A 23,680-nucleotide genomic window follows, 5' to 3' on the forward strand; every position below is an offset into this window, starting at 1 on the left:
CTTCTTTACTCGACAAACAATTTACCTTCCTTAAATACATATTTGGGTAGTTTTTTCATGTCCTCAATATTTATATCAGGCTCACCTTCCATTACGATTAAGTCAGCCAATTTGCCTTCTTTTACGGTTCCAATACTCTCCTGCAGTCCTACAAGAGCTGCACTGTCCACCGTCGCCATCTTCAGTAGCTCTTCGTTAGAAAATCCCGCCGCCTTTCTGGCAATAAATTCCAACCCAGGGAATTCATTAAAAGTAACTCTGTCTGCATCCGTACCCCAACCAAGCCTAATTCCGGCGCGATAGGCTTTTGTCATATACTCCGAAATATGCTCCATGATTTCTATAGAACGTTCATGCATGAACGCAGGCGTATTTCCCGTCAAATCCTTCAACATGGAATATGCAATTTCCACAGTTGGAACGATGAAAGTCTGGTTTCCATGCGCTAATAATGTCTCGATACACGCATCATCAATGTAGGAAGCATGCTCAATACTGCCTATTTCTGCCTCCGCACATGCCATAATGCCCTTTTTTCCATGACAATGAGCCGCTACATAAGTTCCCTGTTCTTTCGCCGCATCGGAAAGTGCCTTCAGTTCTTCAAAAGAGCAGATCATAGCTCCAGGATCCCCACCGATGTTCATAACTGCACCAGTTGCCATATATTTGACAAAATCACAGCCAGCTTCAATATCTTCTCTCACAATTTTTCTTGCGTCAGCCACATCGTCAAACACTTTATAAAGTGGTCCGAATTCTGCATTGCCCGGTGCAGTCGGGGTGTTACAATGGCCGGAAGCAATCACACGCGGACCCATGATAGTTCCCTTAGCATACATGTCACGCAGCGTTACGCCCAGATTAAATGCAGAGCCACAGTCCCTAACCGTAGTATAACCGCTGCGCAGATAATCAAAGCCATATTCAATTCCTTCCACTAGTTCTTTTACCGCACTGCGATATTTAATCTGCAAAACGTCCATCGTTGTAAAATCAAAATGCATATGTAAATCCAACATACCCGGCATGAGAGTATCTCCTTTGACATCCAGTATGTCAACATCCCCCTCAAAGGCAGTTCCCGCCGGAAGAATCGTCTTAATTCTCTTGTCTTCAATCACAACATCTGCCAGTTGATTTTCTTGAACCACAAATCCCTCAGTCAAATAGGGAATCAGTCTGCAATTTTTCAAAACTAAAGTTTTCATATCACATTCCCTCCAAATCCTTACATCACTGCCCGCTCAGATTCAAAGCAGTGATTTTTCTTTTCATATAAATGCAGCAACACTGCACAAACCACTACAATTCCAAGACCAACTATCAGCAAAATAAAAATGTTGTTATATCCATCTGCGCCTTTTGTATCCAGCCATTTTCCACATAAATTATACAGCCACAGGTCAGTTGAATAGCCTACTGCTGAAGCAATACCCATAGAAGTTCCGGTAATTTCAAAAGGAACCTTCGCTTCAGGAATCGGAGTATATAGACCGGAACGGCTCAGCGCAATTACACTGATAAGTACAATACTCAAAATCACCGCAATTGTTTTGCTGGATTCCTGATGCGGAACAAACAGCAGACCCACAATCGTAATACCTATAGCGATACAAACCAGAATCAAGAATTTAGGCGTGCGGCACTTATCCAGAAGAAGCCCTCCCAGCGGCGAGAGGATGATTCTTACCACCGAACGATTTGCAATTGCAAAAGCTGTACTGAAAGTCACAGATACACCGAACAAGCCAGATAAAAACGGGTTGAGATATGTTGCACCAGAGATCACAATAAACAACCCCATAACAATAAACCCGTTCAACCAGGTCACCGGATGCGCCAGCGCTCTTCCAAGCATAGAAAACTTGAAATCATCGTTAGACTCTAAGCCCTTTACATCCTTCACCAGCACCATAATTAAAATAGCCACAATCGCAATTACAACGGCAAAAATTGTCGTTACATATCTGAATCCCATGCTTTCTGCAAACTGTGACAGTGCCGCCAGCACACCGTAACTCATAATTGCACCTACAATTGCTGCACACATTTCAAAGAATCCAAACATCTTTCCTTCTTCGTTTTCATCTGCCTGTGCACGAACCAATTTCAAGTATGCCGACCAGTGAATGAAGGTTGTCGATACGCCAAACCCGAGGTAACATCCGATTAACACCGTGTAGTTTGGTGCAAAAGTCATTAGAATTCCAAGACCTGCCGTCAAAAGCTGAGAAATGACGACCAGCTTTTTCGGTGAAAATCTATCTGCTAAAATACCACCCAGCAGATATCCCGGCGTTGCTGTAAAAGAAAACATCGTCAGTAGCATCCCCGCCTGCTGATTAGATAAATGAAATGCCTCCAAAAATTGCGTATAAAAAGTCGAACTTAAATAGGGCAAATTATAGCACAAAGTAGACAGGGTCAATAAAAACACAATGAAATACTTTCTTCGATCTTTCAAAATAATCACTCCTTATAATAAATTTTCTATCATTATAAAGAACTTCCTTTTCCTTTTCAAAAAACGGTATTTTCATTCTACGACTATTTTCTGCACTTTTTTCCAACAACATTGGATTTTTTGCATAAAATATGCTATACTAATAAAAAACTTTACGAGTTTTACTTTATTTCAGAGAAAAAAGCAATTATATGAAATCTTTGCGGAGGTACAGCATGGAAGAAACAATACGCAGTATACTTGGTCAGCGCATTCGTCACTACAGGAAACAAAAACATTACAGTTTGGCAGAATTTGCTCTACTCATTAACAAAAGTAAATCTTCCCTTTCAAAATATGAGCGTGGGGAAGTATCAATTGATGTGGAAACACTCATTATTATTGCAAAGAATCTTGATGTTCATATTTCACAGCTTCTTGACATGGACTATTTACTTCCAACTGAGAATTTATCACAAGAAACACCCGGTTCTTCACAACCAGGAAAAATCTATTATGTGTACGTACCCTCTCTCATACAGAAAAAAAACAAAGAGGTCAACATCTTGACCATAAATCAAGAAAAAGCTTCCTTTTATGGGCGTGTAGTCGACCCCACCGATTTTGCTAAGTGCACCTATTATTACACAGGAACAGTGCAGACTTTCGATTCATCCCAGAGGATTTTCCTCGCAAATACTGCAAATAAAAATGATTTGCTGGTTCTGGATCTTACCAGCAATTTTGGTACATCTTCAATTATCGTTGGTCTGTTCTGCAGTCTTTCCCTTGGTCGATACGATTCCTTTGTCAGCAAATGTATCGCTACCGAGAATCCTCTTACCGACCTCACCGAAGCCACTGCACTCACAGCTCCAACACGTGATGAATTGAACCAGCTAAAGAAAAGGCATATATTCAAAATACTGCAAACCTAAATTTTACAGGCAGAAATAAAGAAAAAATACCATAGCCAGCGCCACAACAGGCAGATTCACCTCATTTCTTCTGCCAGCGGCAATTTTGCAAATCAGATAAAAAATAAATCCCGCAGCAATTCCTGTCGTAATGGAGTATGTCATAGGCATCGCCACTATGGTAATAAATGCAGGAATGGCGTCATCCAGACGACCAAAATCAACTTTTTTCACTTCCATGAGAAGATACATTCCCACGATAATCAAAGCCGGTGCAGTTACAGCACTTGTCATCACCCCTGTCAGAGGCGAGAACACAACCGCCAGCAAGAAGCACAAAGCAGTTGTTACAGCAGTCAGACCGGTTTTTCCGCCTGCCGCAATCCCGGAAACCGATTCCGCATAGCATGTAACGGTAGAGGTTCCAAATAAAGCGCCCATCACAGAACCTGCCGCATCAGCAATTAAAATCGACCCGCTTCCCGGCATGGTTCCCTTTTCATCAGTCATTCCCGCCCTGGAGCTGGTGCCGATTAAAAAACCAAGGGTATCAAACATATCAACCATGGTCAATGAGATAATAAGCGCAATAAGTGACAGGATACCGGACAAGCCCGCTTTTCCTGAAATCAATCCGGAAAAATCAAGCTTAAAAGCCACGTCCGCTATTGCGCCCGGAAACTCTGCAAGGTGGTCGGGCATCGCTGTCTGTCCTGCCGCCAGACTCAGTACAATCGTTATCACCATACCGATAATCAAACTTCCATTTATGTTCAATACCACCAAAACAGCTGTGATTGCCACTCCAAGCAATGCAATCAGAACTGTAGGCGAACTGAGATCCCCGAGAGCAGGCATTCCGCTTGCTAAAGATATAATCCCTGTATCCAGAAGACCAATGAGCGCTATAAACAGACCCACGCCGGCGCTTATAGCGTATTTCAGATTTACAGGTACTGCATTGATTATCTTATCTCTCAGAGGCGAGATAACAATTAGAAAAAATAGGATTCCGGAAAGGAAGGTAAGTGCCAGCGCCTGCTGCCATGAATATCCGTAAATTCCGCATAGGGTATACGCAAAAAAGGCATTCATCCCCATACCCGGCGCCATCGCAAAAGGCTTATTGCTCAAAAATGCACACAGCAGCGTGCCTGCTGCGGCAGAAAGACATGTAGCAACCATAACGCCGCCGGAACTCATGCCTGTAGATGACAGAAATACCGGGTTCAGAAAAATGATATACGCCATGGCAAAAAAGGTTGTCAGACCGGCGCGTACTTCCTGTCTGACAGTGGTGTGATTTTCTTCCAGTTTAAATAGTTTTTTCATTAGTGCCCTCCATATAAAAAAATAACGCATCCGGCAGAGATACTTTCGCATCATATCTCTCCAATGCGTTTGCGCTGCTTCCCAGCTGGTGTTCTGACTCCAGTATCAGCATCTTTCTTCGCCTTCCCGGTTTCCCAGTGACATCGTGAAGAAGACTCCTCTGTTACAGCGTTGGCGGCGTACAGGAATTTCACCTGTTTTCCTTTAAACCCTTTCGGGTACTGGCAAGCTCTTTTCAATTTTCATATATCATTATACACAATTTGAGCGAAAATGCAAGACTTTTGCATGTCTTCAAACAGGGCAAAGGCATGAAAAAAGAAATGTGACAAATATTCGTGATTCTTTTATTTTTGTCAACATCAGAAACCGTTCTCAGACTGACGGAAAAATCTCTTGAAGAGTGTACAAAAGGAAACGCCGTAAACCTGTCAAACTCCACTTATAAAGACAGCCGCCCTTTTCGCTAGGCGGCTGTTAATTATTCTTAATTCTTTAGACATCCCACCGGCACTACATAAATTCCATCCTGCCTTCGGTAAGCATAATCACCTACGCCAATAAGAATCATTAAAAAAGCCGGTTTTTTCATTTTATCTGTGTCTATTTTTTTCGGCGTGTTGGCATAATTTTTTTCGGCGTGTTGGCGTTTTTCCAGCTTATTCACTGCATTCATTTACCATATCGCTCAAAGTATTCCTCTGCCAGCATGGACATCAGATGCACGTCGTAAAGCACTCCATTCTTCCTGCAATTCTTTCTCAGCACGCCCTCGTACTGAAATCCCAGATTCAGATACAGATGCGCCGCTGGATTTCCCGTGTAATGATCCAGATATACCCGTTTCATCCCAAAATCCTCAAAGCACAGTTTCATGGTCGCTTCCATAGCCTGTCTGCCGTAGCCTTTGCCGCGAAGTGCCGTATCCGCAATGTAAATCCGCCAAATTTCACACTTCCAGCCTTCTATGATATCGCCAAGAATAATTCTTCCCACCGGCTCACCGCTCTCGCGCAGACAAATAGTGTACTGGCGCATATCGGCAGCCTCATCAAATTTCACATATGCCTTGGTCACATCCTCCAGACTCTGCCCGTCCGCAATGCTGAAAAACTCCGTTACTGCAGGCTGCCTTTCCCATGGGTCAAAATACTTTAAATCCTCAAAAACGCTGTCGCGTATGATTAAATCTTTGGTTTCAATCGGGTTCATATCCTTTCTCCTTTCAGAATTCACCGCCAAATCTTTTCCCTAAATTAATTTCAATATATCGCACAATTCCTATTAAGTCAATAAAAATGACTGGCTCCCAATTTAACGCTAATGATTCCACGATACTCCTTCCTCATGGCAAAATGCATATTTTTAAAGAAATCTCCGCAAATATGCACATCAGTCTGCATATTTGCGGGGATTTTGCATTATATATGCATATTTTTCACTGCGAACCGGTAATCGCGTTGCTATTTCAGAGTATTTTATTGGCGAAAATGCATATGAGAGGAAAAATCGCCAAAAATATGCAGATTCCTTCAGGACGTTATGCATATTTTAGGTCTTTTTTACGAATATATGCACAGGCGGCACAGAACGCACTAACAAAAAGGAGCTACCTCCTCAGATCAACCTAATTGGTCAACCGTACAAGTAGCCCCTTTACAATATCCAGTCTCTTATTCTAATTCAATCAGCTCGGATTCTTCCGGTTCCAGCACCAATGCTGTATCCATTTCCATAATACCCTCGTTAGGCATGCTCATCAAATCCAAATCTTCTGCGCTTTCATCATCCATCGCTTCCACGTCAGTTTCAGCTTCTAACAGGGCCTCTTCCTGCATACGAGTATATTCACGCATGAATTCCTCATTTACACCGTAATCCACGTCAATATTTTTGTAACGTTTCATACCGGTTCCTGCAGGAATCAGCTTACCGATGATAACGTTTTCCTTCAGACCCATCAGCTTATCGTTCTTGCCCTTAATTGCGGCATCAGTCAGAACCCTGGTGGTTTCCTGGAAGGATGCTGCAGACAAGAAGGAGTTAGTTGCCAGAGAAGCCTTGGTAATACCAAGCAACATCTGTTTCGCTTTTGCAGGTTCGCCGTCTGCTGCAAAGGCAGCTTCGTTTGCTTCCTTGATTTCAAACTTGCTGTACAGACCACCCGGAAGCAGATCCGTATCGCCTGCGTCTTCAATCTTGAACTTGGAAAGCATCTGGCTTACGATAACCTCTACGTGCTTGTCGTTGATATCTACACCCTGGTTCTTATATACACGCTGCACTTCCTTGAGCAGGTACTGATATACGCCCTCAACACCGTTGAGTCTCAAAATATCGTGCGGGTTCAAAGGACCGCTGGTGATGTTACCGCCGGCAAGGATATAATCGTCCTTCTTTACGGCAAGTCTTGCGCCATAAGGCACAACGTAAGTCATATCTTCTCCGTCATCGCTTCTTACGATAACCTCTGTCTTATTGTCAGTTCTAGGCTGAATATCGATTACTCTGCCGTTTGCCTCGCAGATTTCTGCAAGACCCTTTGGCTTTCTAGCCTCGAACAATTCCTCTACTCTCGGAAGACCGTGGGTGATATCGGAACCTGCAACACCACCGGTATGGAATGTTCTCATAGTCAGCTGTGTACCCGGCTCACCGATGGACTGTGCCGCAGTGATACCGACAGATTCACCGATATTAACCTCTTCACCTGTTGCCAGGTTTCTTCCGTAGCATTTTGCACAAATACCGGTTCTGGAGTGACAAGTCATAACGGAACGGATTGCAACGGAGTCAATGCCTGCGTTGACAACATCCATTGCCTGTTCATCGCTGATTTCCTCGCCCTGTTCAACAATGATTTCCCCGGTCTGCGGATTTACAATGTCAAGAAGCGCAGTTCTTCCTGCGATACGCTGATTCAAAGGTTCGATGACTTCTTTACCGTCGGTAAAGGCTCTAACCTCCACACCCTCGTCAGTGCCGCAGTCAAATTCCCTAACGATAACGTTATGAGATACGTCAACCAGTCTTCTTGTCAGATAACCGGAGTCGGCTGTACGAAGCGCTGTATCGGCAAGACCTTTACGAGCACCGTTGGAAGAAATGAAGTATTCCAAGATTGAAAGCCCTTCACGGAAGTTCGCCTTAATTGGAATTTCTACAGTCTTACCAGTTGCGTTCGCCATCAGACCACGCATACCGCCGACCTGTCTGATCTGGTTCTTACTACCTCTGGCTCCGGATGTTGCCATGATGTTCAGATTGTTCTGCGGATCCAAAGATTCCATCAGTGCGTCTGCTACATCATCCGTAGTCTTGTTCCAGATTTCAATAACTTTATCGTATCTTTCAGAGTTTGAAATCAGACCCATTCTGAAAGCTTTTTCGTATTTGTCAACTTCTTTCTGAGATTCTGCTACGATATCCCATTTGTTGTCAGGAATTTTCATATCGTCGATACCGATTGTAACGGCAGCCTTTGTGGAATAGTGATATCCCATATCCTTGATATAGTCAAGCATGATAACAGTTCCAGTATTGCCATGTGCTTTGTAGCACTTATCGATAATCGCACCCAGCTTTTTCTTGTCGCAAAGGAAGTCAACTTCCAAGGAATACGGGTCAACATTTCTGTCAACAAAGCCGAGATCCTGCGGAATCTGCTGGTTGTAGATGAATCTTCCCACAGTGGATTCAACCAGATGTCCTCTCTGGTCATTTTCGTCAAGGTACATTCTAACCTTTACCTTAGCGTGGATATCAACGATTTCATCCTGATATGCCATCAGCATTTCATCAAGGTCAGTAAATACTTTGCCGTCGCCCTTTTCCGGTACACGCTCAAAGCCTGCGGCCTTGTGAGCTTCAGAAGCTTTTCTGTCGTTAAATTCGTCTTTATCATAGGAAACCTTTTCCTTGCCGTCAACGATTTCAACCTTTTTGCAGGTGCCCGGATAGGTCAGATAGTACGCACCCAGAATCATATCCTGTGTCGGCGTAGTGATTGGGGAACCATCCTTTGGCGCCAGAATGTTATTGATGGACAGCATCAAGAATCTGGCTTCTGCCTGTGCTTCTACGGAAAGCGGTACGTGTACCGCCATCTGGTCTCCGTCAAAGTCAGCATTGAATGCTGTACATACCAACGGGTGCAGCTTGATTGCCTTACCTTCTACCAGTACCGGTTCAAATGCCTGGATACCCAGTCTATGCAGCGTCGGTGCACGGTTCAGCATTACAGGGTGTTCTTTGATGACACCTTCTAATACATCCCATACTTCCGGTCTTACTTTTTCTACCATTCTCTTGGCGTTCTTGATATTGTGGGCATAGCCCTGTTCAACCAGTTCTTTCATGATGAAAGGCTTGAACAGTTCCAGCGCCATTTTCTTAGGCAGACCGCACTGATAGAATTTCAGTTCCGGTCCGACTACGATTACAGAACGTCCGGAGTAGTCAACACGCTTACCCAGCAGGTTCTGTCTGAAACGACCCTGCTTACCCTTCAGCATGTCGGACAAAGATTTCAGCGGTCTGGAGCCAGGACCAGTAACAGGTCTTCCTCTTCTGCCGTTGTCAATCAGAGAGTCTACAGCTTCCTGCAGCATTCTCTTTTCATTTCTGACGATAATATCAGGTGCGCCCAGTTCCAACAGACGGTTCAGTCTGTTGTTTCTGTTGATTACTCTTCTGTATAAATCATTCAGGTCAGAAGTTGCAAATCTGCCGCCGTCCAGCTGTACCATCGGTCTGATATCAGGCGGAATAACCGGAATTACTTCCAGAATCATCCATTCCGGCTTGTTTCCAGAAATTCGGAGAGCTTCTACAACTTCAAGCCGTCTTACGATTCTGATTTTCTTCTGACCGCTGGCATCCTTCAGCTTTTCTCTGAGAGATGCAGACAGCTCTTCCAGATCAATCTGAGAAAGCAGTTCTCTGACTGCCTCTGCACCCATGGCCGCTTTAAAGTCATTTCCGTACTTTTCTTTGGCTTCTCTGTACTGCATTTCAGTCAGAATTTCTTTGTAGCCAAGTCCTGTATCGCCAGGATCGGTTACGATATATGCCGCAAAGTAGAGAACTTTTTCCAGGTTTCTTGGCGTAATGTCAAGAATCAGTCCCATTCTGGAAGGGATTCCCTTGAAATACCAGATATGAGAAACCGGAGCAGCCAATTTGATGTGCCCCATTCTCTCTCTTCTCACCTTTGCTTTCGTTACTTCTACACCGCAGCGGTCGCAGACGATACCTTTATATCTGATTCTCTTGTACTTACCGCAGTGACATTCCCAGTCCTTCATAGGTCCGAAAATCTTTTCGCAGAACAGACCGTCTTTTTCCGGCTTCAGGGTTCTGTAGTTAATTGTCTCCGGCTTTGTTACTTCGCCGTGAGACCATTCCAGAATCTTTTCTGTGGAAGCCAGTTTAATCTGTAAAGATTCGAAATTATTCAATTCGAAATTGTTTGTGTTCTTATTTACATTCTCAGTCAAAGATTTCCTCCCCTTTCTTATAACTCATCATCTGCAAAGCTCTCAGTCATATCGTCGTCGGGGGTCTCTTCTGTGAATCCCTCTGCAAACAATTTTTCTTCACTTTCCAGTTCCGTATCTACGTCCATAATGCCGTCGATACCGGAAACGTCATCATATTCGGATACTTCCTTTATCTGAATTTCTTCGTTGTCCTCAGTAAGCACTCTTACATCCAGTGCCAGTGACTGCATTTCCTTGATGAGAACCTTGAAGGACTCAGGAATACCCGGTTCCGGAATATTTTCACCTTTGACAATTGCTTCATAAGTCTGTACACGACCTACGATATCATCGGATTTTACGGTGAGGATTTCCTGCAGTGTGTGTGCTGCGCCGTATGCTTCCAGCGCCCAAACTTCCATCTCTCCAAAACGCTGTCCGCCGAACTGTGCTTTACCACCCAGAGGCTGCTGCGTTACCAGAGAGTACGGACCAGTACTTCTTGCGTGAATCTTATCGTCTACCAAATGGTGAAGCTTGAGCATATACATGTAACCTACGGTTACAGGATTGTCAAACCACTCACCGGTTCTGCCATCTCTCAGTCTCAGTTTACCTGTCTCTGAGAAACCACAGTCCTCAAGAAGCTCACGGATATCTTTTTCGGTCGCACCGTCAAATACTGGTGTTGCAATATACCAGCCCTTAGTCTTTGCTGCAAGACCCAGATGCACTTCCAACACCTGACCAACGTTCATACGGGAAGGTACACCCAGAGGGTTCAGCATAACCTGCAGCGGCTCGCCGTCTTCCTTAAATGGCATATCCTCTTCCGGTAGGATACGGGAAATTACACCCTTGTTACCGTGACGACCTGCCATCTTATCGCCTACATTGATTTTTCTCTTAGTTGCGATATAGCATCTTACTAATTTATTGACACCTGGCGGCAGTTCGTCGCCATTTTCTCTTGTGAAGATTTTTACGTCTACTACGATACCAGTTTCACCGTGAGGCACGCGCAGGGAAGTATCTCTGACTTCTCTTGCCTTCTCACCGAAGATGGCGCGCAGCAGTCTTTCCTCTGCGGAAAGGTCGTTCTCGCCCTTTGGCGTTACCTTACCGACCAGAATATCTGTGGAGTCAACCTCTGCACCGATTCTGATGATACCCTCTTCATCCAGATCCTTCAGCGCCTCATCGCCGACGTTAGGAATATCTCTGGTGATTTCTTCAGGTCCCAGTTTGGTGTCTCTTGCTTCTGCTTCGTATTCCACGATATGCAGGGAAGTCAGCACATCATTCATCAGAAGTCTTTCGTTCAGAATGATTGCGTCCTCGTAGTTATAGCCTTCCCAGGTCATGAAGCCGATGAGCAGGTTCTTGCCCAGTGCAATTTCTCCAAGGTCTGTGGAAGGACCGTCAGCGATTACTTCGCCGGCTTCAATGTGTTCACCGTGAGATACAATCGGTCTCTGGTTAATACAGGTTCCCTGATTGGAACGCTTGAACTTCAATAATTTATATTCATCTAATTCGTTGTTGTCATCTCTTCTGATACGGATTTTGTCAGCGTCAACAAACTCAACAGTACCTGCATTCTTAGCGAGGATTACAACACCGGAATCTCTGGCTGCCTTGTATTCCATACCAGTTCCTACAAACGGCGCTTCTGTTACCAGAAGAGGCACTGCCTGACGCTGCATGTTGGAACCCATCAGGGCACGGTTGGCGTCGTCGTTTTCCAGGAACGGAATCATTGCAGTTGCAACGGATACTACCTGCTTCGGAGATACGTCCATCATGTCTACAACTTCTCTTGCGAACATAGCGATTTCGCCGCCGACACCTCTGGCAGCAACCTTTGCATTGACAAAGTGTCCCTCTTCATCCAGCGGCTCATTTGCCTGGGCGATAATCAGCAGTTCTTCTTCGTCTGCAGTGATATAACGGATTTCTTCTGTAACCACACCGGTTTCTTTATCTACTACTCTATATGGAGTCTCAATGAATCCATATTCATCTACGATACCATAGGTCGTCAAGGAACCGATCAGACCGATATTCGGACCTTCTGGCGTCTCAATCGGACACATTCTTCCATAGTGAGAGTGGTGTACGTCACGCACTTCGAATCCGGCTCTTTCCCTGGAAAGACCGCCAGGTCCCAATGCGGAAAGTCTTCTCTTGTGAGTCAGCTCTGCCAGCGGATTGTTCTGGTCCATGAACTGGGACAGCTGAGAACTTCCGAAAAATTCCTTGATTGCAGCCGTAACAGGTCTAATATTCATCAGCGCCTGCGGCGTTGTTACCTCAATGTCCTGAATGGTCATTCTTTCCTTAACCACACGTTCCATTCTGGCAAGACCGATACGGAACTGATTCTGGAGCAGTTCTCCTACAGTTCTCAGTCTTCTGTTGCCCAGATGGTCGATATCATCAGTGCTTCCAATGCCATAATTCAGGTTTAGAATATAGCTGACAGATGCAATGATGTCTTCCATAATAATATGCTTTGGAGAAAGGTCATTCTTTCTTGTCACCAGCATCTGTTTAATCTCATCCTCATCCTGGCACTGTTCCAAAATTTCCATCAGTACAGGATAATATACCTGATCTGCCACTTTCAGATCTGTCGTGTCAAAATCTACATACTGAGACAGCTCGACAAATCTGCTGCCGATTACTTTTGTAATCTGTGTTTCATCATCTTTTCCACGTGCCATTACATATTCAACACCGGCATTTTCGATGTCCTTTGCAAGAGCGCGGCTGATCTTCTGACCAGCTTCCGCCAGGATTTCTCCAGTGTTCGGATCGATAACGTCCTCAGCAACGACAACATCAGGCAGTCTGTTTGACAGCCCTAACTTCTTGTTATATTTATATCTTCCTACTTTAGCTAGGTCATATCTCTTTGGATCAAAGAATAGGGAATTCAGCAGGGATCTAGCGCTGTCCACTGTAGGAGGCTCGCCAGGTCTCAGTCTGCGGTAAATTTCCTTCAGACCACTTTCGTAGTCATTGGTTGTATCTTTCTCTAAGGTCTTCAGCAGTCTGCTGTCTTCACCGAAGATATCAATAATTTCTCTGTCGGAGCTGATACCCAGTGCACGAAGCAGCGTAGTCAGCGGCTGCTTTCTGGTTCTGTCAACTCGAACGGAAATAATTTCGTTGGAGTCTGTCTCGTATTCCAACCATGCACCTCTGTTAGGAATAATCTGGGTGGAATAAAGTTTATTATTAGATTTGTCAGTTTCGACACCGTAGTAAGGTCCCGGGGAACGAACCAGCTGTGTTACGATGACACGTTCAGCGCCATTGTAAATGAAAGTTCCCTTTTCTGTCATCAGAGGGAAATCTCCCATGAACACTTCCTGTTCCTTTACTTCTCCAGTTTCTTTGTTTACGAGTCTTACTCTGACTTTCAGCGGAGCTGCGTATGTTACATCTCTCTCCTTACACTCCTCCTGTTCATACTTCGGAGGATCGTTCAGGGAGTAATCAATGAATTCTAAAATCAGATTATCCGCATAATCTCTAATCGGGGAGATGTCCTCAAAAACTTCTCTCAGACCTTCTTTGATAAAAGCATCATATGAACTGGTCTGGATGTCAATGAGATTTGGCATCTGGCCAACTTCATTGATTTTTGAGAATGTCATACGGTCTTTTCTACCTACTTTGATAGGTTTTGGCATATTTATCACTCCTTATATCTTCACAGTTTACATTTGCGTGGCAGTCTATTATGATACCATATTCTTGTCAAATAGTCAAGCTAATCATGGAAAAATTTGCGCATTTGCAAAATCTCACAGTCCCTTTCCTCCAACCAAGCGCGCATTTTCGCAGAAAAAGCAGGTACGAATCCATTTGATACTGGTTCGTACCTGCTGTTATGATTTATTTTTTTCAATTGTTTTCTATATACTTTCCGATATCTTCCCTCACTTCCGCCAGCGAAATGTCGCTCCGTCAATAATTACAACCCGTTATTCACGGCAAATGCATGAAAAGTATCCTGAACCATAAATACTGACAAAATGATACCAGCATGCAGGATTTTGTCAGCAAATTGTAAAGAATCCTATCTTAATACGCCTGAAATCCTGACAAAGCTGACAAAATCAAAAATAATTGTCAGTTCTGTCAGGATTTTTGATAGAAACACTGACAAAGCTGACAAAACTCTAAAAAGCTGTCAGCTTTGTCTGTTCCAGAAAATCACTAAACGTTTTCGTGGGTTTGCCGTGCTCGTTATGCCCTTATACTAAAAAAGGCTTAGCTGCTCTCCCTGCTCCTTACTATCTAAAGTTCGCAAAAACTGAAAAACCTTTTCCCTTTCATAAGCAATTCCATACGCTTTGCAAGTAGATACAAAAATTTCCATTAGCTTCCTGCTGCGTGGACTTTCCAGCACATATTGATTTCCGTAGTACTCCATATATCGCTGCTTCATTCCGGGAAACTGTAAATCCAGCTGTTGGAAAAAATACTCGCGGTTCCCTTCACGCATAGTAACGCCCATTCCAAAGTTCAATATACCATACACGCCGCTTTGTCTGCACCCACGCAAAATTCCTCTCAGATTTTCTTCCGTATCATTGATGAAAGGTAAAATTGGGCAGAGCCAGACAACTGTAGGAATCCCTGCTTCTTTCAACTGCATCAGCACCTCTACGCGCCTTGCTGTAGTACAAACCCCCGGCTCTATTTTTCGACACAGTCCTTCATCAAAGGTCGTTAAAGTCATCTGTATCACGCATTTAGACCTTTCGTGAATCGCCTTTAACAGATCGATATCCCTCAGCACCCTGTCAGACTTGGTAATCAGCGTTACGCCATGTCCATAAGCATAAATCATTTCCAGCGCCTTTCGCGTATGCTGCAATTCCAGCTCTAAAGGGACGTACGGATCAGTCATGGCGCCCATACCTACCATACATTTTTTTCGTTTTCGAGATAGGGCGCGTCCCAAAAGCTCTATGGCGTTTGATTTCACCTCAATATCCTCAAAATCGTGTTTCATCTGATAGCACTTACTCCTGGAATCACAGTAAATACAGCCATGAGAGCAACCGCGGTACAAATTCATACCATTGTCCGGAGAAAGTATCCCCTTTACCGTTACATAATGCATAGCTTTATTTTAACACAAAAACAGTTATCTGGCTTTCTTTTTTGTTTATGCAAAAAACGCCGCTGCATTATCATAAAGGATTCTTCTAATGCCTGTCTCATCTACGCCACTGACAAGCACCTTCTGCAGTTCCACCGATGGATCATGAAAAGGTGTGTCTGTACCAAACATAATTCTGTCATTGCCAACAGTCTCATAAGCTTCACGTATTTTTGACGGCATCGGCATTCCGCTCATTTCCAGAAAAAGATTCGGATAGCGACGTGCCATTTTCAGTGCCGCGTCAATATAAACACCATGACCATGTCCCATATGAATCATCATTACCTTTACATCAGGATGGCGCTCAGCCAGAAGCCCAATTTGCCAAGGCAAGGAATAAGGCGGATGACCACTGTGAATGCAAACAGGAATGCCGGCTTTTTCTGCTTTATGAAGGACCGGATCCAGAGCCTCGCTGTCCGCGCAATAAGCATGACGCAGCGGGTTTAGCTTGACTGCCTTAAACCCTTTTTCAAAATAGTTTTCCATGGAATCCACGGTACTCTGATTAAGTGGATTCACATAAACTGCGCCTATAATACACCCCGGATATTTCCGCATCATATCCAAAGTAACCTCATTGTCCTCGTGACAGAGAACGGTTTTCTCAATGCCGAAGCGATCCATCTGTGCGATGAGCTGCTCGCCTGTAATGCCTACGTCTGCCCAGCCTCCAATATATCCGATATGCGCATGACCATCTATGATTTTCATTTTGCTGCATCTCCTCTCTCTGTCAAATTTATAATTCTGCCGGATAGTACTCCAGAAAGCACCATAAAAATAACCACGCCTACAGTCGTCTGAATGGTAACATTAGGTATCGATGCAACAGCCGGCGCCATTCCAAGCATTACTATCTTTACAAGCGTATAAGCGATAATCTGAAATATACCACCAATTATAGAGCCTGCTAACTGCAGCTTGTGAGCCTGTGGATTGCTTTTTATCACAGTGCCCATGATATAAGCCATGATATATTTAATCACCAGTGTTGGTAAAACCCATACTGCAGCACCAGCAAGCAAATCTGAAAGCGCACCGCCAAGAGCCGCTGCAATAGCACCGTTTTTCCTTCCTAACATCAATACAGCCAGAAAAATCATACAGTCGCCCATGTGACTGTATCCGCCAGTTGCTGGATTTGGAATCTTAATCAGATATGTAGCAACAAACACAATTGCCGCCATCAACGCTGTCATAACCAAAGTCTTTGTTTTCTTATCTTCCATAGCGATAACCCCCTTATCAGTTCTTCTTCGATTATCTAGTATTATAGAAGAAATCTGCACCGTTTAAAATATACACTCTTATATTTTTTAACAGGAACAATTTCCCTAAAACGCCCGCATTGCGCAGGAATTTTGCAAAAATAATAACAGTACAGTCTACAAAACTGTACTGCTGCTAAAAACTATATTTAATATCTCTCTTTCAGGATGCCTTTTCGGTATGCCTCCACCAGACGCTTCATGTTTTCTACTTGTTCTGTCAGCTCCCGTCCTTGATCGGTATCGATTACCATCATACGCTCCGGAAGGACCTCTACAGTTTTCACCTCCGGCGACTGGAACTCCTGCGTCCCGTCAGGCTGCAGCGGCTGATACGGCTTGTGCTGCGCCAGTGCCATAAATCTGGAGTTGAAGATGAAGGTGTAGCCCGCAATGCCGGTCTGCTTCTGATAGGCCTTAGAAATACCGCCGTCGATGACATATAGAAGACCGCCACCCTTAATTGGGCTTTCCCCGTCCTTGATTTTTACTGGCACGTGACCATTCAAAATCTTTGAGCGGTGCGGATCCAGTCCAAACTCCATAAGAATTTTCTCGCAAGGTCCTCTTTCCTTAATCAACTTATAGTACGGTCTGGTCGGCTCCTTGTGCGCTGCTTTATCTGCGATGAACAGCCGCTCAAAGGTTGTCATCTTGGCTTTTCCAAACAATGGCGAATTACCCCCCAGCCACAGATACCACATCAGGTCGCCCATACGCCCCACTTCTCCGGACTCATCAGGAGAAAAATACGCATTACGCACTTCGCTGTCCAGATAATCCATCAACGCCTTTCCCTTAAAAGCTTCACCGTTGAGCTCCACAAGCTCAAAATCTCCGTCTTCCGTCATCGGAATGCAGCCGTGGTAGAGCAGATTGCCGTTGACCCGTTTATATAGCGCACCATGGCTGTAAAGAAATCTAATGTGCTTCTGCAGCTTCTCCGAATTCAGGACAGAAGCTTCCAGTGCATTCATCATTTCCTCTTCTTCTTCCGTCAGCGCATACGGATTTTCCGGATCTACAGTAGGGAAGTTGGTATCTCTCAGTTCATATACAGTACCGTCAATTTCCACAGTGCCGTTTTCCCAGTTAATTTTATCCAGAATCAGACGGTTTTCCAGATGGTATTCAGGGTGCGCCTTAATACGCTGCCCTTCCACCTTAAACTGGCAGATAGCGATAGCCTTGTGCATTTTTGCCGCCAGAGGCTCCTCAATCTGGTCGTACTCGTTCTTCTCCAAAATATGCGGCTGGAAGAACTGGCACGGATCGTCGCCGTACACCTTCTCCGCAAAGGAAGCAAGCGGTCTCAAGTTGATACCATATCCGTACTCCAGCATATCAAAATTATTATAACTAATATTCATACGAAGAATATTGGCTATACATGCCCAGTTTCCCGTAGCAGCGCCCATCCATACGATATCGTGATTGCCCCACTGAAAATCCACATCGTGGTAATCCATCAGAAAATCCAAAATCGTATCAGGGTGCGCACCCCTGTCAAAGATATCCCCAATAATATGTAAATGATCCACAGCTAGATTACTGATAGCGTCCGCCATTTCTATGATAAAGTCATCTGCGATTCCGCTTTCAACAATGGTCTTAATAATTGCGTTATAGTAATGGAGACGGTTCTCCTCATCGTCTGCGTGAAGCAGTTCGTCCATAGCGTAGTCCAGATACTTCGGCAGCATGCGGCGAACCTTTGAGCGCGTGTATTTGGTAGATACCGACTGACAAATCGTAACTAAACGATGCAGCACAGTCATACACCACTTGTTAAAATCGGCTTCGTTCTTTCGTCTTCGCGCCAGCTCAGCCTGCGGATTATAAATTAGTGCCGCCAGATCCTCTCTGTCGCTGTCGCTGAGAACGCCGCCGTAGTGCTCATCAATTTTGGTCTTGATGGTGCCGGAGGCACTTTTGAGCATGTGGATAAAAGCCTCGTGTTCACCATGAAGATCGCTCAGGAAATACTCCGTTCCCTTTGGCAGTGCCAAAATCGCACTCAGGTTTATGATTTCTGCTGTAGCTGCTTTAATATTGGGATAATCCTTCGAAAGCAGCTCCAGGAATTTAATGTCAGGCATATCAGATTCCTTTCAATTATATTTTAACTGTTGTCCTATTTATTATATACTTTCACGTCTATTTTGTCCACATCAGCATAAACTTAAGCAGAAGGAGAATTTGTACAATGTTTCATCACGGAAAACTGAACAGGCAGCACGCTGTCATTTATTTTGTCTCCATGGTTATCCTCATGGTAGTCCTGCCCTATCTCTCTATAAAACTGTTTCCGGCTCTGGTAAAAGACCTGCCTGAAACTTCCACTTATGATGGAGAAATCCCCGACACTGTAAGAATTTACCTGACAAAAGAGGATAAATACGAAACCATCGCTTTCGAAGATTACATAGAAGGCGTAGTAGCCTCAGAAATGCCCGCCTCCTTTGAGTACGAAGCTTTAAAGGCGCAAGCTGTAGCAAGCAGAACCTATGCCCTCGGCAGAATCCTTGCCGGAACCGAAATCTGTGACTCCGTCCACTGTCAAGTCTATCGCAGCGACAACATTGATGAAAAGGTCAGCAAAGCGGTAGAGGAAACCTGTGGTCAGGTTCTTTTATATAAAGGAAAACTTGCCGCACATGCTCTTTATTTCGCTTCCAGCGCAGGACCCACAGAAAACTCACAAGATGTCTTCTCCGGCACCTACGCCTATCTGGTCAGCGTTGACAGCTCCTACGAGCCCGGCGCTACCCATAAGAAAGAGAAAACTACCATGACGATTTCCGACTTTTCAAAGGCGATCAAAAAGGCTTTTCCCGAAAAGAACTTCGGCACCATCAAAAAATCCAATATCAAAATCAAGTCTCGTTCAGAAGGAGGCCGAGCTGCAACTGTAAAAGTCGGCAAAGAAACCATCACCGGCAGCGATATCCGCACTGCCCTGAACCTTTACTCGACCCGCTTTGAGATATCCTTTTCAGGAAATACGAAAATCACTATCACCACCGCAGGCTCCGGTCACGGCGTCGGCATGAGTCAGTACGGCGCCAATGGTCTGGCAAAGAAAGGAAAGACCTATAAAAAAATACTTTCCCACTATTACCGAGGAACTTCTGTCAGCACAGGAGAAAGCAAATGACGACTTGCTCTATGGGAAACCCCTGCGAAAAAGGAAATCCCGGTGCAAATATGGATTTTGCTCTGGGATTATCTCTTTTGTAAACAATATTCTATTTAATCTTCGATACGGAATATATTGGCGCCCAGCCCTCTGAACTTGTCAGTAAACTTTTCGTATCCGCGCTCAATATGATAAATCTCTGAAATCTCTGTCGTTCCCTGGGCCACAAGTCCTGCCAGAACCAGCGCTGCACCACCGCGCAAATCCGTTGCGATTACTTGCGCACCTTCCAGCTGCTTTGCTCCCTGAATCATGGCACGGTTACCGTCAGTCTTGATGTTGGCGCCCATTCGATTCAGTTCCGCAACGTGCATAAATCGATTCTCAAAGACAGTTTCAATTACCGTACTAGCGCCGTTTACCGTAGTCAAAAATGCCATAAAAGGCGACTGAATATCCGTAGGGAATCCTGGATAAGGCAGGGTCTTCAAATCCGTTGCAACCAAATCAGGATTATCCGCAATAACGTACATGCCCTCATCTCCCATTTCTACAGTGACACCGCACTCACGAAGCTTTGCGGTAATCGGCTTTACATGGTCAGGTACCACATTCTTAATCAGAATCTGTCCATGAGTGATAGCTGCAGCCAGCATAAAAGTTCCCGTTTCGATTCTATCCGGAATGACTGTATGCTGCGCGCCGTGGAGGCTTTCAACCCCCTCAATCTTGATAGTATCAGTTCCTGCACCCTTAATCTTTGCGCCCATCTTGTTGAGGAAGTTTGCCTGATCGACAATCTCCGGTTCTTCTGCCGCATTTTCAATATAAGTGGTGCCTTTGGCAAGAACTGCAGCAGACATAATATTCTCTGTAGCGCCTACACTTGGAAAGTCCAGATAAATGCTGTTTCCCACAAGCCCCTGTGGACCTGCAATTGCTTCCACGTAATTATCCTTTACGATAATCTCCGCACCGAGTGCCTCAAATCCTTTCAGGTGCAAATCAATAGGTCTTGCTCCAATGCTGCAGCCCCCCGGCATGTGCACCTTGGCTCTTCCCACTCTTGCAAGAAGCGGACCCATGACAAGAAATGATGCCCGCATTTTGCTGACTAAGTCAAACTCTGCTTCACACTTTAAAATTTTCTCTGTATTTATCTCAATAATGGATTCTTCCAGTTCGTTTATCTCTGAACCCAGGGAACGCAAAATATCCTTCATCACATCCACATCTCGAAGTGCCGGTACGTCCCGGATTATACATTTTTCTTCTGCCAAAATAGCAGATGCCATCAGCGGCAGCACTGCATTTTTTGCTCCGCTGATTACTACTTCTCCATTTAATGGCTCGCTCTTCTGAACTAAAAATTTCGCCACATCTATCCTCCACAAATTGTTATTAACACTTCCCTTAACCAGCGAGGTTATTTTCTCCCCGCAATCAAAGGTATATACTATTAGTATACTAATGATTCCCCTTTTTTTCAACTAAAGATGAAAAAAATGAAAAAAAAGTCTGCCGAAGCAGACTTTTAGCAGATGTTCTATTCCATGCAGCTACATTTTTTTCATTTCTGCAATGCAGTCAACACACACAGTCTTACCGTGAACTAATCTGACATCTCCCACTTCTCCGCAGAAAATACAAGATGGCTCATATTTCTTCAACATGATATACTGACCATCAACGAAAATTTCCAGAGAATCCTCTGTCTTAATATTTAAATTTCTTCTCAATTCTACCGGAATCACGACTCTGCCGAGTGCGTCTACCGGTCTTACAATCCCTGTTGCTTTCATAAAAACTCCTTTCCGTCTTGCATTTACTTACTTTTTTTATTATTGCTATTCTCCTCGCCGTCTTCTTTCCTAAAAATCGCAGCAAGAGAACCAAACGCCTTCACAATATTGGATACAGCACCCACCAGATTCTGCTGACCTTTCACTGCTTTTGAAATATCAGCGACAGCAGATTGGACGTCTCCAACCATCTCATCCAGCTGCTCTGCCTTATCCGCAGCAATACCGGAGATTACTGAGGCATCTCTCAAAATCTTATTGGTTTCCTTGATTGTCTTCACTAGATTCTTTGCAATAATAATCAAATATATCACCAGTACAATCAAAGCTGCAAAAAGCAGATAAACCAGCGTAGCCTTAATGTCAATAGTTACCATAGTAAACCTCCTTATCCCGACTATGGATTATTATACCGTTTTTTCCATAAAATAGCAACCTATTTCTTATTTTTTCTCATATATTTTTAATATTTCCTCCGAATAGCTGCCATCTGCACAATGCACATACATGGGGTCTAGTAGTCGCAGCTCCTTGTTTCCGTTTTTTATGCAATGTACCAGCATGATGTTAGGTTTTTCCAAAGGTCTCCCGCTAACAAAGCGCATTTCCTTCGGCTCCAGTCCATGCCTTCTGCAGCTTTCACAAATATCTACAAGCCGCCCCGGTCTATGCACCATATAGAAATCCCCTTTATCCTTCAAAAGCGCCGCAGCAGTTTTTACAAAATCATCCAAAGAGGCTGTCGTCTCATGGCGAGCGATTGCCTTTGCACGATTGCTGCTTTCAATACCGCAGCTTCCCTGGGTGTAGGGTGGATTTGTTGTCACTACATCATAAGTCCCGCACTGAGATTTGTCAAAATTCTTGACATCCTGATGAAAAAACTCCAGCCGCTGCTCCAAACTATTGTGCCGCCTGTTTTTCTCTGCCAGAGCCCATGAGCTTTCTTGAACTTCCATACCAGCAATATATGCAGCCTGCGTTTTATGACTGAGAATCAGCGGAACAATACCCGTTCCCGTGCCCAAATCCATAATTCTGCACGCCTGCTTCCGCCGCATCGCGCCACTGGCAGCAAAATCCGCAAGAAGCACTGCATCTACACCGTAACAAAACTCCTCAGGATTTTGAAAAATCTCTAACTCTCCAAAACCTGTTCTATCCATCCGAAGTCCCATGAACTACTCCTTAATTAAAGCTTTTAGTTCATCAATGTACTCAGCGTCAACGTCCTCCAAAATATTATTGTTCTGGGAACCACCATGTTTCTTGTGACCTAGTCTCCTAATTTCATCTTTTTTATAGGTAAAGATTTCAGTGCCCAGTTTTTCACCACCATCGTCATCTTTTTCACCTGTATAGAGCCTAACCCGCACTTTGCTCTCCAAAATATTGGTATCCACAACCTTTCCCATGCCGTCGCGAGTCTTCACTTTCTCTCCGTTATCAGGAAGTCCTTTTCGAAGTTCCATATAGACATCATTTTCATACTTCAGGCAGCACATTAGACGTCCACAAATGCCGGAAATCTTCGTCGGATTCAGAGAAAGATTCTGTACTTTCGCCATTTTAATAGACACCGGTTCAAAATCGGAAAGCCATGTATTGCAGCACAGACTTTTCCCGCAAGAACCGATACCTCCCAGCATTTTAGCCTCATCACGCACGCCAATCTGACGCAACTCGATACGCATTTTGAACACACCTGCCAGATCCTTTACCAGTTCTCTGAAGTCTACTCTGCCATCGGCAGTAAAGTAAAAGATAATTTTATTGTTATCAAAGGTATATTCCACATCGATCAGCTTCATTTCCAGATGGTGCTTGTCGATTTTGTCCTGACAGAGTTTCAGTGCCTTAGCTTTCTTTCGCTCGTTTTCCTCGTGGCGCTTGATATCCTCTTCTCCTGCAATTCGAATAATTTTCTTTAGTGGCTGCACCACTTCTTCTTCCTTGATTTCTGTAATGTCCATAGTGACTGTACCGAACTCCAGTCCTCTGGCAGTCTCCACGATGACAGAATCGCCCAGACCAACTTCCAAATTGTCCGGATCAAAATAATATACTTTGCCGGCATTTTTAAATCTAACTCCAGCTACTTTTATCAT

At 44.3% G+C, this 23,680-nt stretch carries 18 protein-coding genes and 1 riboswitch; of the genes, 2 read left to right on the top strand and 16 right to left on the bottom strand.

Annotated features, from left to right (window positions below; genetic code table 11):
* Positions 1-5: 5 nt before the first annotated feature.
* Together V1225_RS00745 and V1225_RS00750 are read right to left on the bottom strand one after the other, a co-directional pair.
* Positions 6-1,211: an amidohydrolase family protein gene (locus V1225_RS00745; RefSeq protein WP_160202887.1), complete on the bottom strand. Its 1,206-nt coding sequence runs from the start codon at positions 1,209-1,211 to the stop codon at positions 6-8.
* A gap of 20 nt (positions 1,212-1,231) precedes the next feature.
* The gene (locus tag V1225_RS00750; protein WP_338547211.1) at positions 1,232-2,476 is read right to left on the bottom strand and encodes an MFS transporter; all 1,245 of its coding nucleotides are present in this window, start codon (positions 2,474-2,476) and stop codon (positions 1,232-1,234) included.
* Between the two features lie 206 nt (positions 2,477-2,682).
* On the opposite strand from V1225_RS00750, the gene V1225_RS00755 reads away from it, so the two are divergent.
* Positions 2,683-3,384, top strand: a complete 702-nt coding sequence (locus V1225_RS00755) for a helix-turn-helix domain-containing protein (RefSeq protein WP_160202889.1) — start codon at positions 2,683-2,685, stop codon at positions 3,382-3,384.
* Between the two features lie 3 nt (positions 3,385-3,387).
* On the opposite strand, the gene V1225_RS00760 is transcribed toward V1225_RS00755, so the two are convergent.
* From V1225_RS00760 to V1225_RS00800, 9 genes are all read right to left on the bottom strand, one after another.
* A complete protein-coding gene (locus tag V1225_RS00760) occupies positions 3,388-4,695 on the bottom strand; it encodes an NCS2 family permease (protein ID WP_161909347.1) in 1,308 nt (435 codons plus the stop codon).
* 65 nt (positions 4,696-4,760) lie between these two features.
* Positions 4,761-4,936: riboswitch (cobalamin riboswitch) on the bottom strand.
* Positions 4,937-5,182: 246 nt separating this feature from the next.
* Positions 5,183-5,371, bottom strand: coding sequence for a hypothetical protein (locus V1225_RS00765; protein WP_338547212.1), 189 nt, complete (start codon positions 5,369-5,371; stop codon positions 5,183-5,185).
* Positions 5,368-5,907 (bottom strand): GNAT family protein, encoded by a 540-nt coding sequence (locus V1225_RS00770; RefSeq protein ID WP_251614278.1) that lies wholly within the window; start codon positions 5,905-5,907, stop codon positions 5,368-5,370. The genes V1225_RS00765 and V1225_RS00770 overlap by 4 nt, the downstream gene beginning before the upstream one ends.
* Positions 5,908-6,368: 461 nt before the next feature.
* A complete protein-coding gene (gene rpoC / locus V1225_RS00775) occupies positions 6,369-10,193 on the bottom strand; it encodes a DNA-directed RNA polymerase subunit beta' (RefSeq protein ID WP_338547215.1) in 3,825 nt (1,274 codons plus the stop codon).
* Positions 10,194-10,210: 17 nt separating this feature from the next.
* On the bottom strand, positions 10,211-13,876 hold the full coding sequence (gene rpoB / locus V1225_RS00780; protein WP_160202901.1) for a DNA-directed RNA polymerase subunit beta: 3,666 nt from the start codon (positions 13,874-13,876) through the stop codon (positions 10,211-10,213).
* Between the two features lie 572 nt (positions 13,877-14,448).
* Positions 14,449-15,318, bottom strand: coding sequence for a radical SAM protein (locus V1225_RS00785; protein WP_338547217.1), 870 nt, complete (start codon positions 15,316-15,318; stop codon positions 14,449-14,451).
* Positions 15,319-15,363: 45 nt separating this feature from the next.
* The gene (locus V1225_RS00790; protein WP_338547219.1) at positions 15,364-16,074 is read right to left on the bottom strand and encodes an amidohydrolase family protein; all 711 of its coding nucleotides are present in this window, start codon (positions 16,072-16,074) and stop codon (positions 15,364-15,366) included.
* A complete protein-coding gene (locus tag V1225_RS00795) occupies positions 16,071-16,592 on the bottom strand; it encodes an ECF transporter S component (RefSeq protein ID WP_251632053.1) in 522 nt (173 codons plus the stop codon). Before V1225_RS00795 ends, V1225_RS00790 begins: the two co-directional genes overlap by 4 nt.
* 188 nt (positions 16,593-16,780) lie before the next feature.
* Positions 16,781-18,730 carry a fructose-1,6-bisphosphatase gene (locus V1225_RS00800; RefSeq protein WP_160202905.1) on the bottom strand — a complete coding sequence of 650 codons (1,950 nt, stop codon included), beginning with the start codon at positions 18,728-18,730 and terminating at the stop codon, positions 16,781-16,783.
* Positions 18,731-18,837: 107 nt separating this feature from the next.
* Here V1225_RS00800 and spoIID point away from each other — a divergent pair, with 107 nt between their 5' ends.
* Positions 18,838-19,788 (top strand): stage II sporulation protein D, encoded by a 951-nt coding sequence (gene spoIID / locus V1225_RS00805; RefSeq protein ID WP_160202906.1) that lies wholly within the window; start codon positions 18,838-18,840, stop codon positions 19,786-19,788.
* Positions 19,789-19,883: 95 nt separating this feature from the next.
* Here the strand turns inward: spoIID and murA are convergent, their stop codons facing one another.
* The 5 genes from murA to V1225_RS00830 all read right to left on the bottom strand — a co-directional run bounded on the left by murA (position 19,884) and on the right by V1225_RS00830 (position 23,680).
* The gene (gene murA / locus V1225_RS00810) at positions 19,884-21,149 is read right to left on the bottom strand and encodes a UDP-N-acetylglucosamine 1-carboxyvinyltransferase (protein WP_251614262.1); all 1,266 of its coding nucleotides are present in this window, start codon (positions 21,147-21,149) and stop codon (positions 19,884-19,886) included.
* Between the two features lie 180 nt (positions 21,150-21,329).
* Positions 21,330-21,572 carry an AbrB/MazE/SpoVT family DNA-binding domain-containing protein gene (locus V1225_RS00815; RefSeq protein ID WP_160202907.1) on the bottom strand — a complete coding sequence of 81 codons (243 nt, stop codon included), beginning with the start codon at positions 21,570-21,572 and terminating at the stop codon, positions 21,330-21,332.
* Between the two features lie 23 nt (positions 21,573-21,595).
* Positions 21,596-21,949 (bottom strand): hypothetical protein, encoded by a 354-nt coding sequence (locus tag V1225_RS00820; RefSeq protein WP_160202908.1) that lies wholly within the window; start codon positions 21,947-21,949, stop codon positions 21,596-21,598.
* Between the two features lie 66 nt (positions 21,950-22,015).
* Positions 22,016-22,750, bottom strand: a complete 735-nt coding sequence (locus V1225_RS00825; protein ID WP_160202909.1) for a tRNA1(Val) (adenine(37)-N6)-methyltransferase — start codon at positions 22,748-22,750, stop codon at positions 22,016-22,018.
* Between the two features lie 3 nt (positions 22,751-22,753).
* Entirely contained in the window at positions 22,754-23,680 is a 927-nt protein-coding gene (locus V1225_RS00830; protein WP_160202910.1) for a stage 0 sporulation family protein, read from the bottom strand.

Source organism: Emergencia sp. JLR.KK010, assembly GCF_037018265.1.
GTDB lineage: Bacteria > Bacillota > Clostridia > Peptostreptococcales > Anaerovoracaceae > Senimuribacter > Senimuribacter intestinalis.

Bases quoted from the DNA above. Each gene is read 5' to 3' on its own strand.
- V1225_RS00745 (WP_160202887.1), bottom strand. From the start codon at position 1,211: ATGAAAACTTTAGTTTTGAAAAATTGCAGACTGATTCCCTATTTGACT.
- V1225_RS00755 (WP_160202889.1), top strand. From the start codon at position 2,683: ATGGAAGAAACAATACGCAGTATACTTGGTCAGCGCATTCGTCACTAC.
- V1225_RS00760 (WP_161909347.1), bottom strand. From the start codon at position 4,695: ATGAAAAAACTATTTAAACTGGAAGAAAATCACACCACTGTCAGACAG.
- V1225_RS00765 (WP_338547212.1), bottom strand. From the start codon at position 5,371: ATGAATGCAGTGAATAAGCTGGAAAAACGCCAACACGCCGAAAAAAAT.
- V1225_RS00770 (WP_251614278.1), bottom strand. From the start codon at position 5,907: ATGAACCCGATTGAAACCAAAGATTTAATCATACGCGACAGCGTTTTT.
- rpoB (WP_160202901.1), bottom strand. From the start codon at position 13,876: ATGCCAAAACCTATCAAAGTAGGTAGAAAAGACCGTATGACATTCTCA.
- V1225_RS00785 (WP_338547217.1), bottom strand. From the start codon at position 15,318: ATGCATTATGTAACGGTAAAGGGGATACTTTCTCCGGACAATGGTATG.
- V1225_RS00790 (WP_338547219.1), bottom strand. From the start codon at position 16,074: ATGAAAATCATAGATGGTCATGCGCATATCGGATATATTGGAGGCTGG.
- V1225_RS00795 (WP_251632053.1), bottom strand. From the start codon at position 16,592: ATGGAAGATAAGAAAACAAAGACTTTGGTTATGACAGCGTTGATGGCG.
- V1225_RS00800 (WP_160202905.1), bottom strand. From the start codon at position 18,730: ATGCCTGACATTAAATTCCTGGAGCTGCTTTCGAAGGATTATCCCAAT.
- spoIID (WP_160202906.1), top strand. From the start codon at position 18,838: ATGTTTCATCACGGAAAACTGAACAGGCAGCACGCTGTCATTTATTTT.
- V1225_RS00815 (WP_160202907.1), bottom strand. From the start codon at position 21,572: ATGAAAGCAACAGGGATTGTAAGACCGGTAGACGCACTCGGCAGAGTC.
- V1225_RS00820 (WP_160202908.1), bottom strand. From the start codon at position 21,949: ATGGTAACTATTGACATTAAGGCTACGCTGGTTTATCTGCTTTTTGCA.
- V1225_RS00825 (WP_160202909.1), bottom strand. From the start codon at position 22,750: ATGGGACTTCGGATGGATAGAACAGGTTTTGGAGAGTTAGAGATTTTT.
- V1225_RS00830 (WP_160202910.1), bottom strand. From the start codon at position 23,680: ATGATAAAAGTAGCTGGAGTTAGATTTAAAAATGCCGGCAAAGTATAT.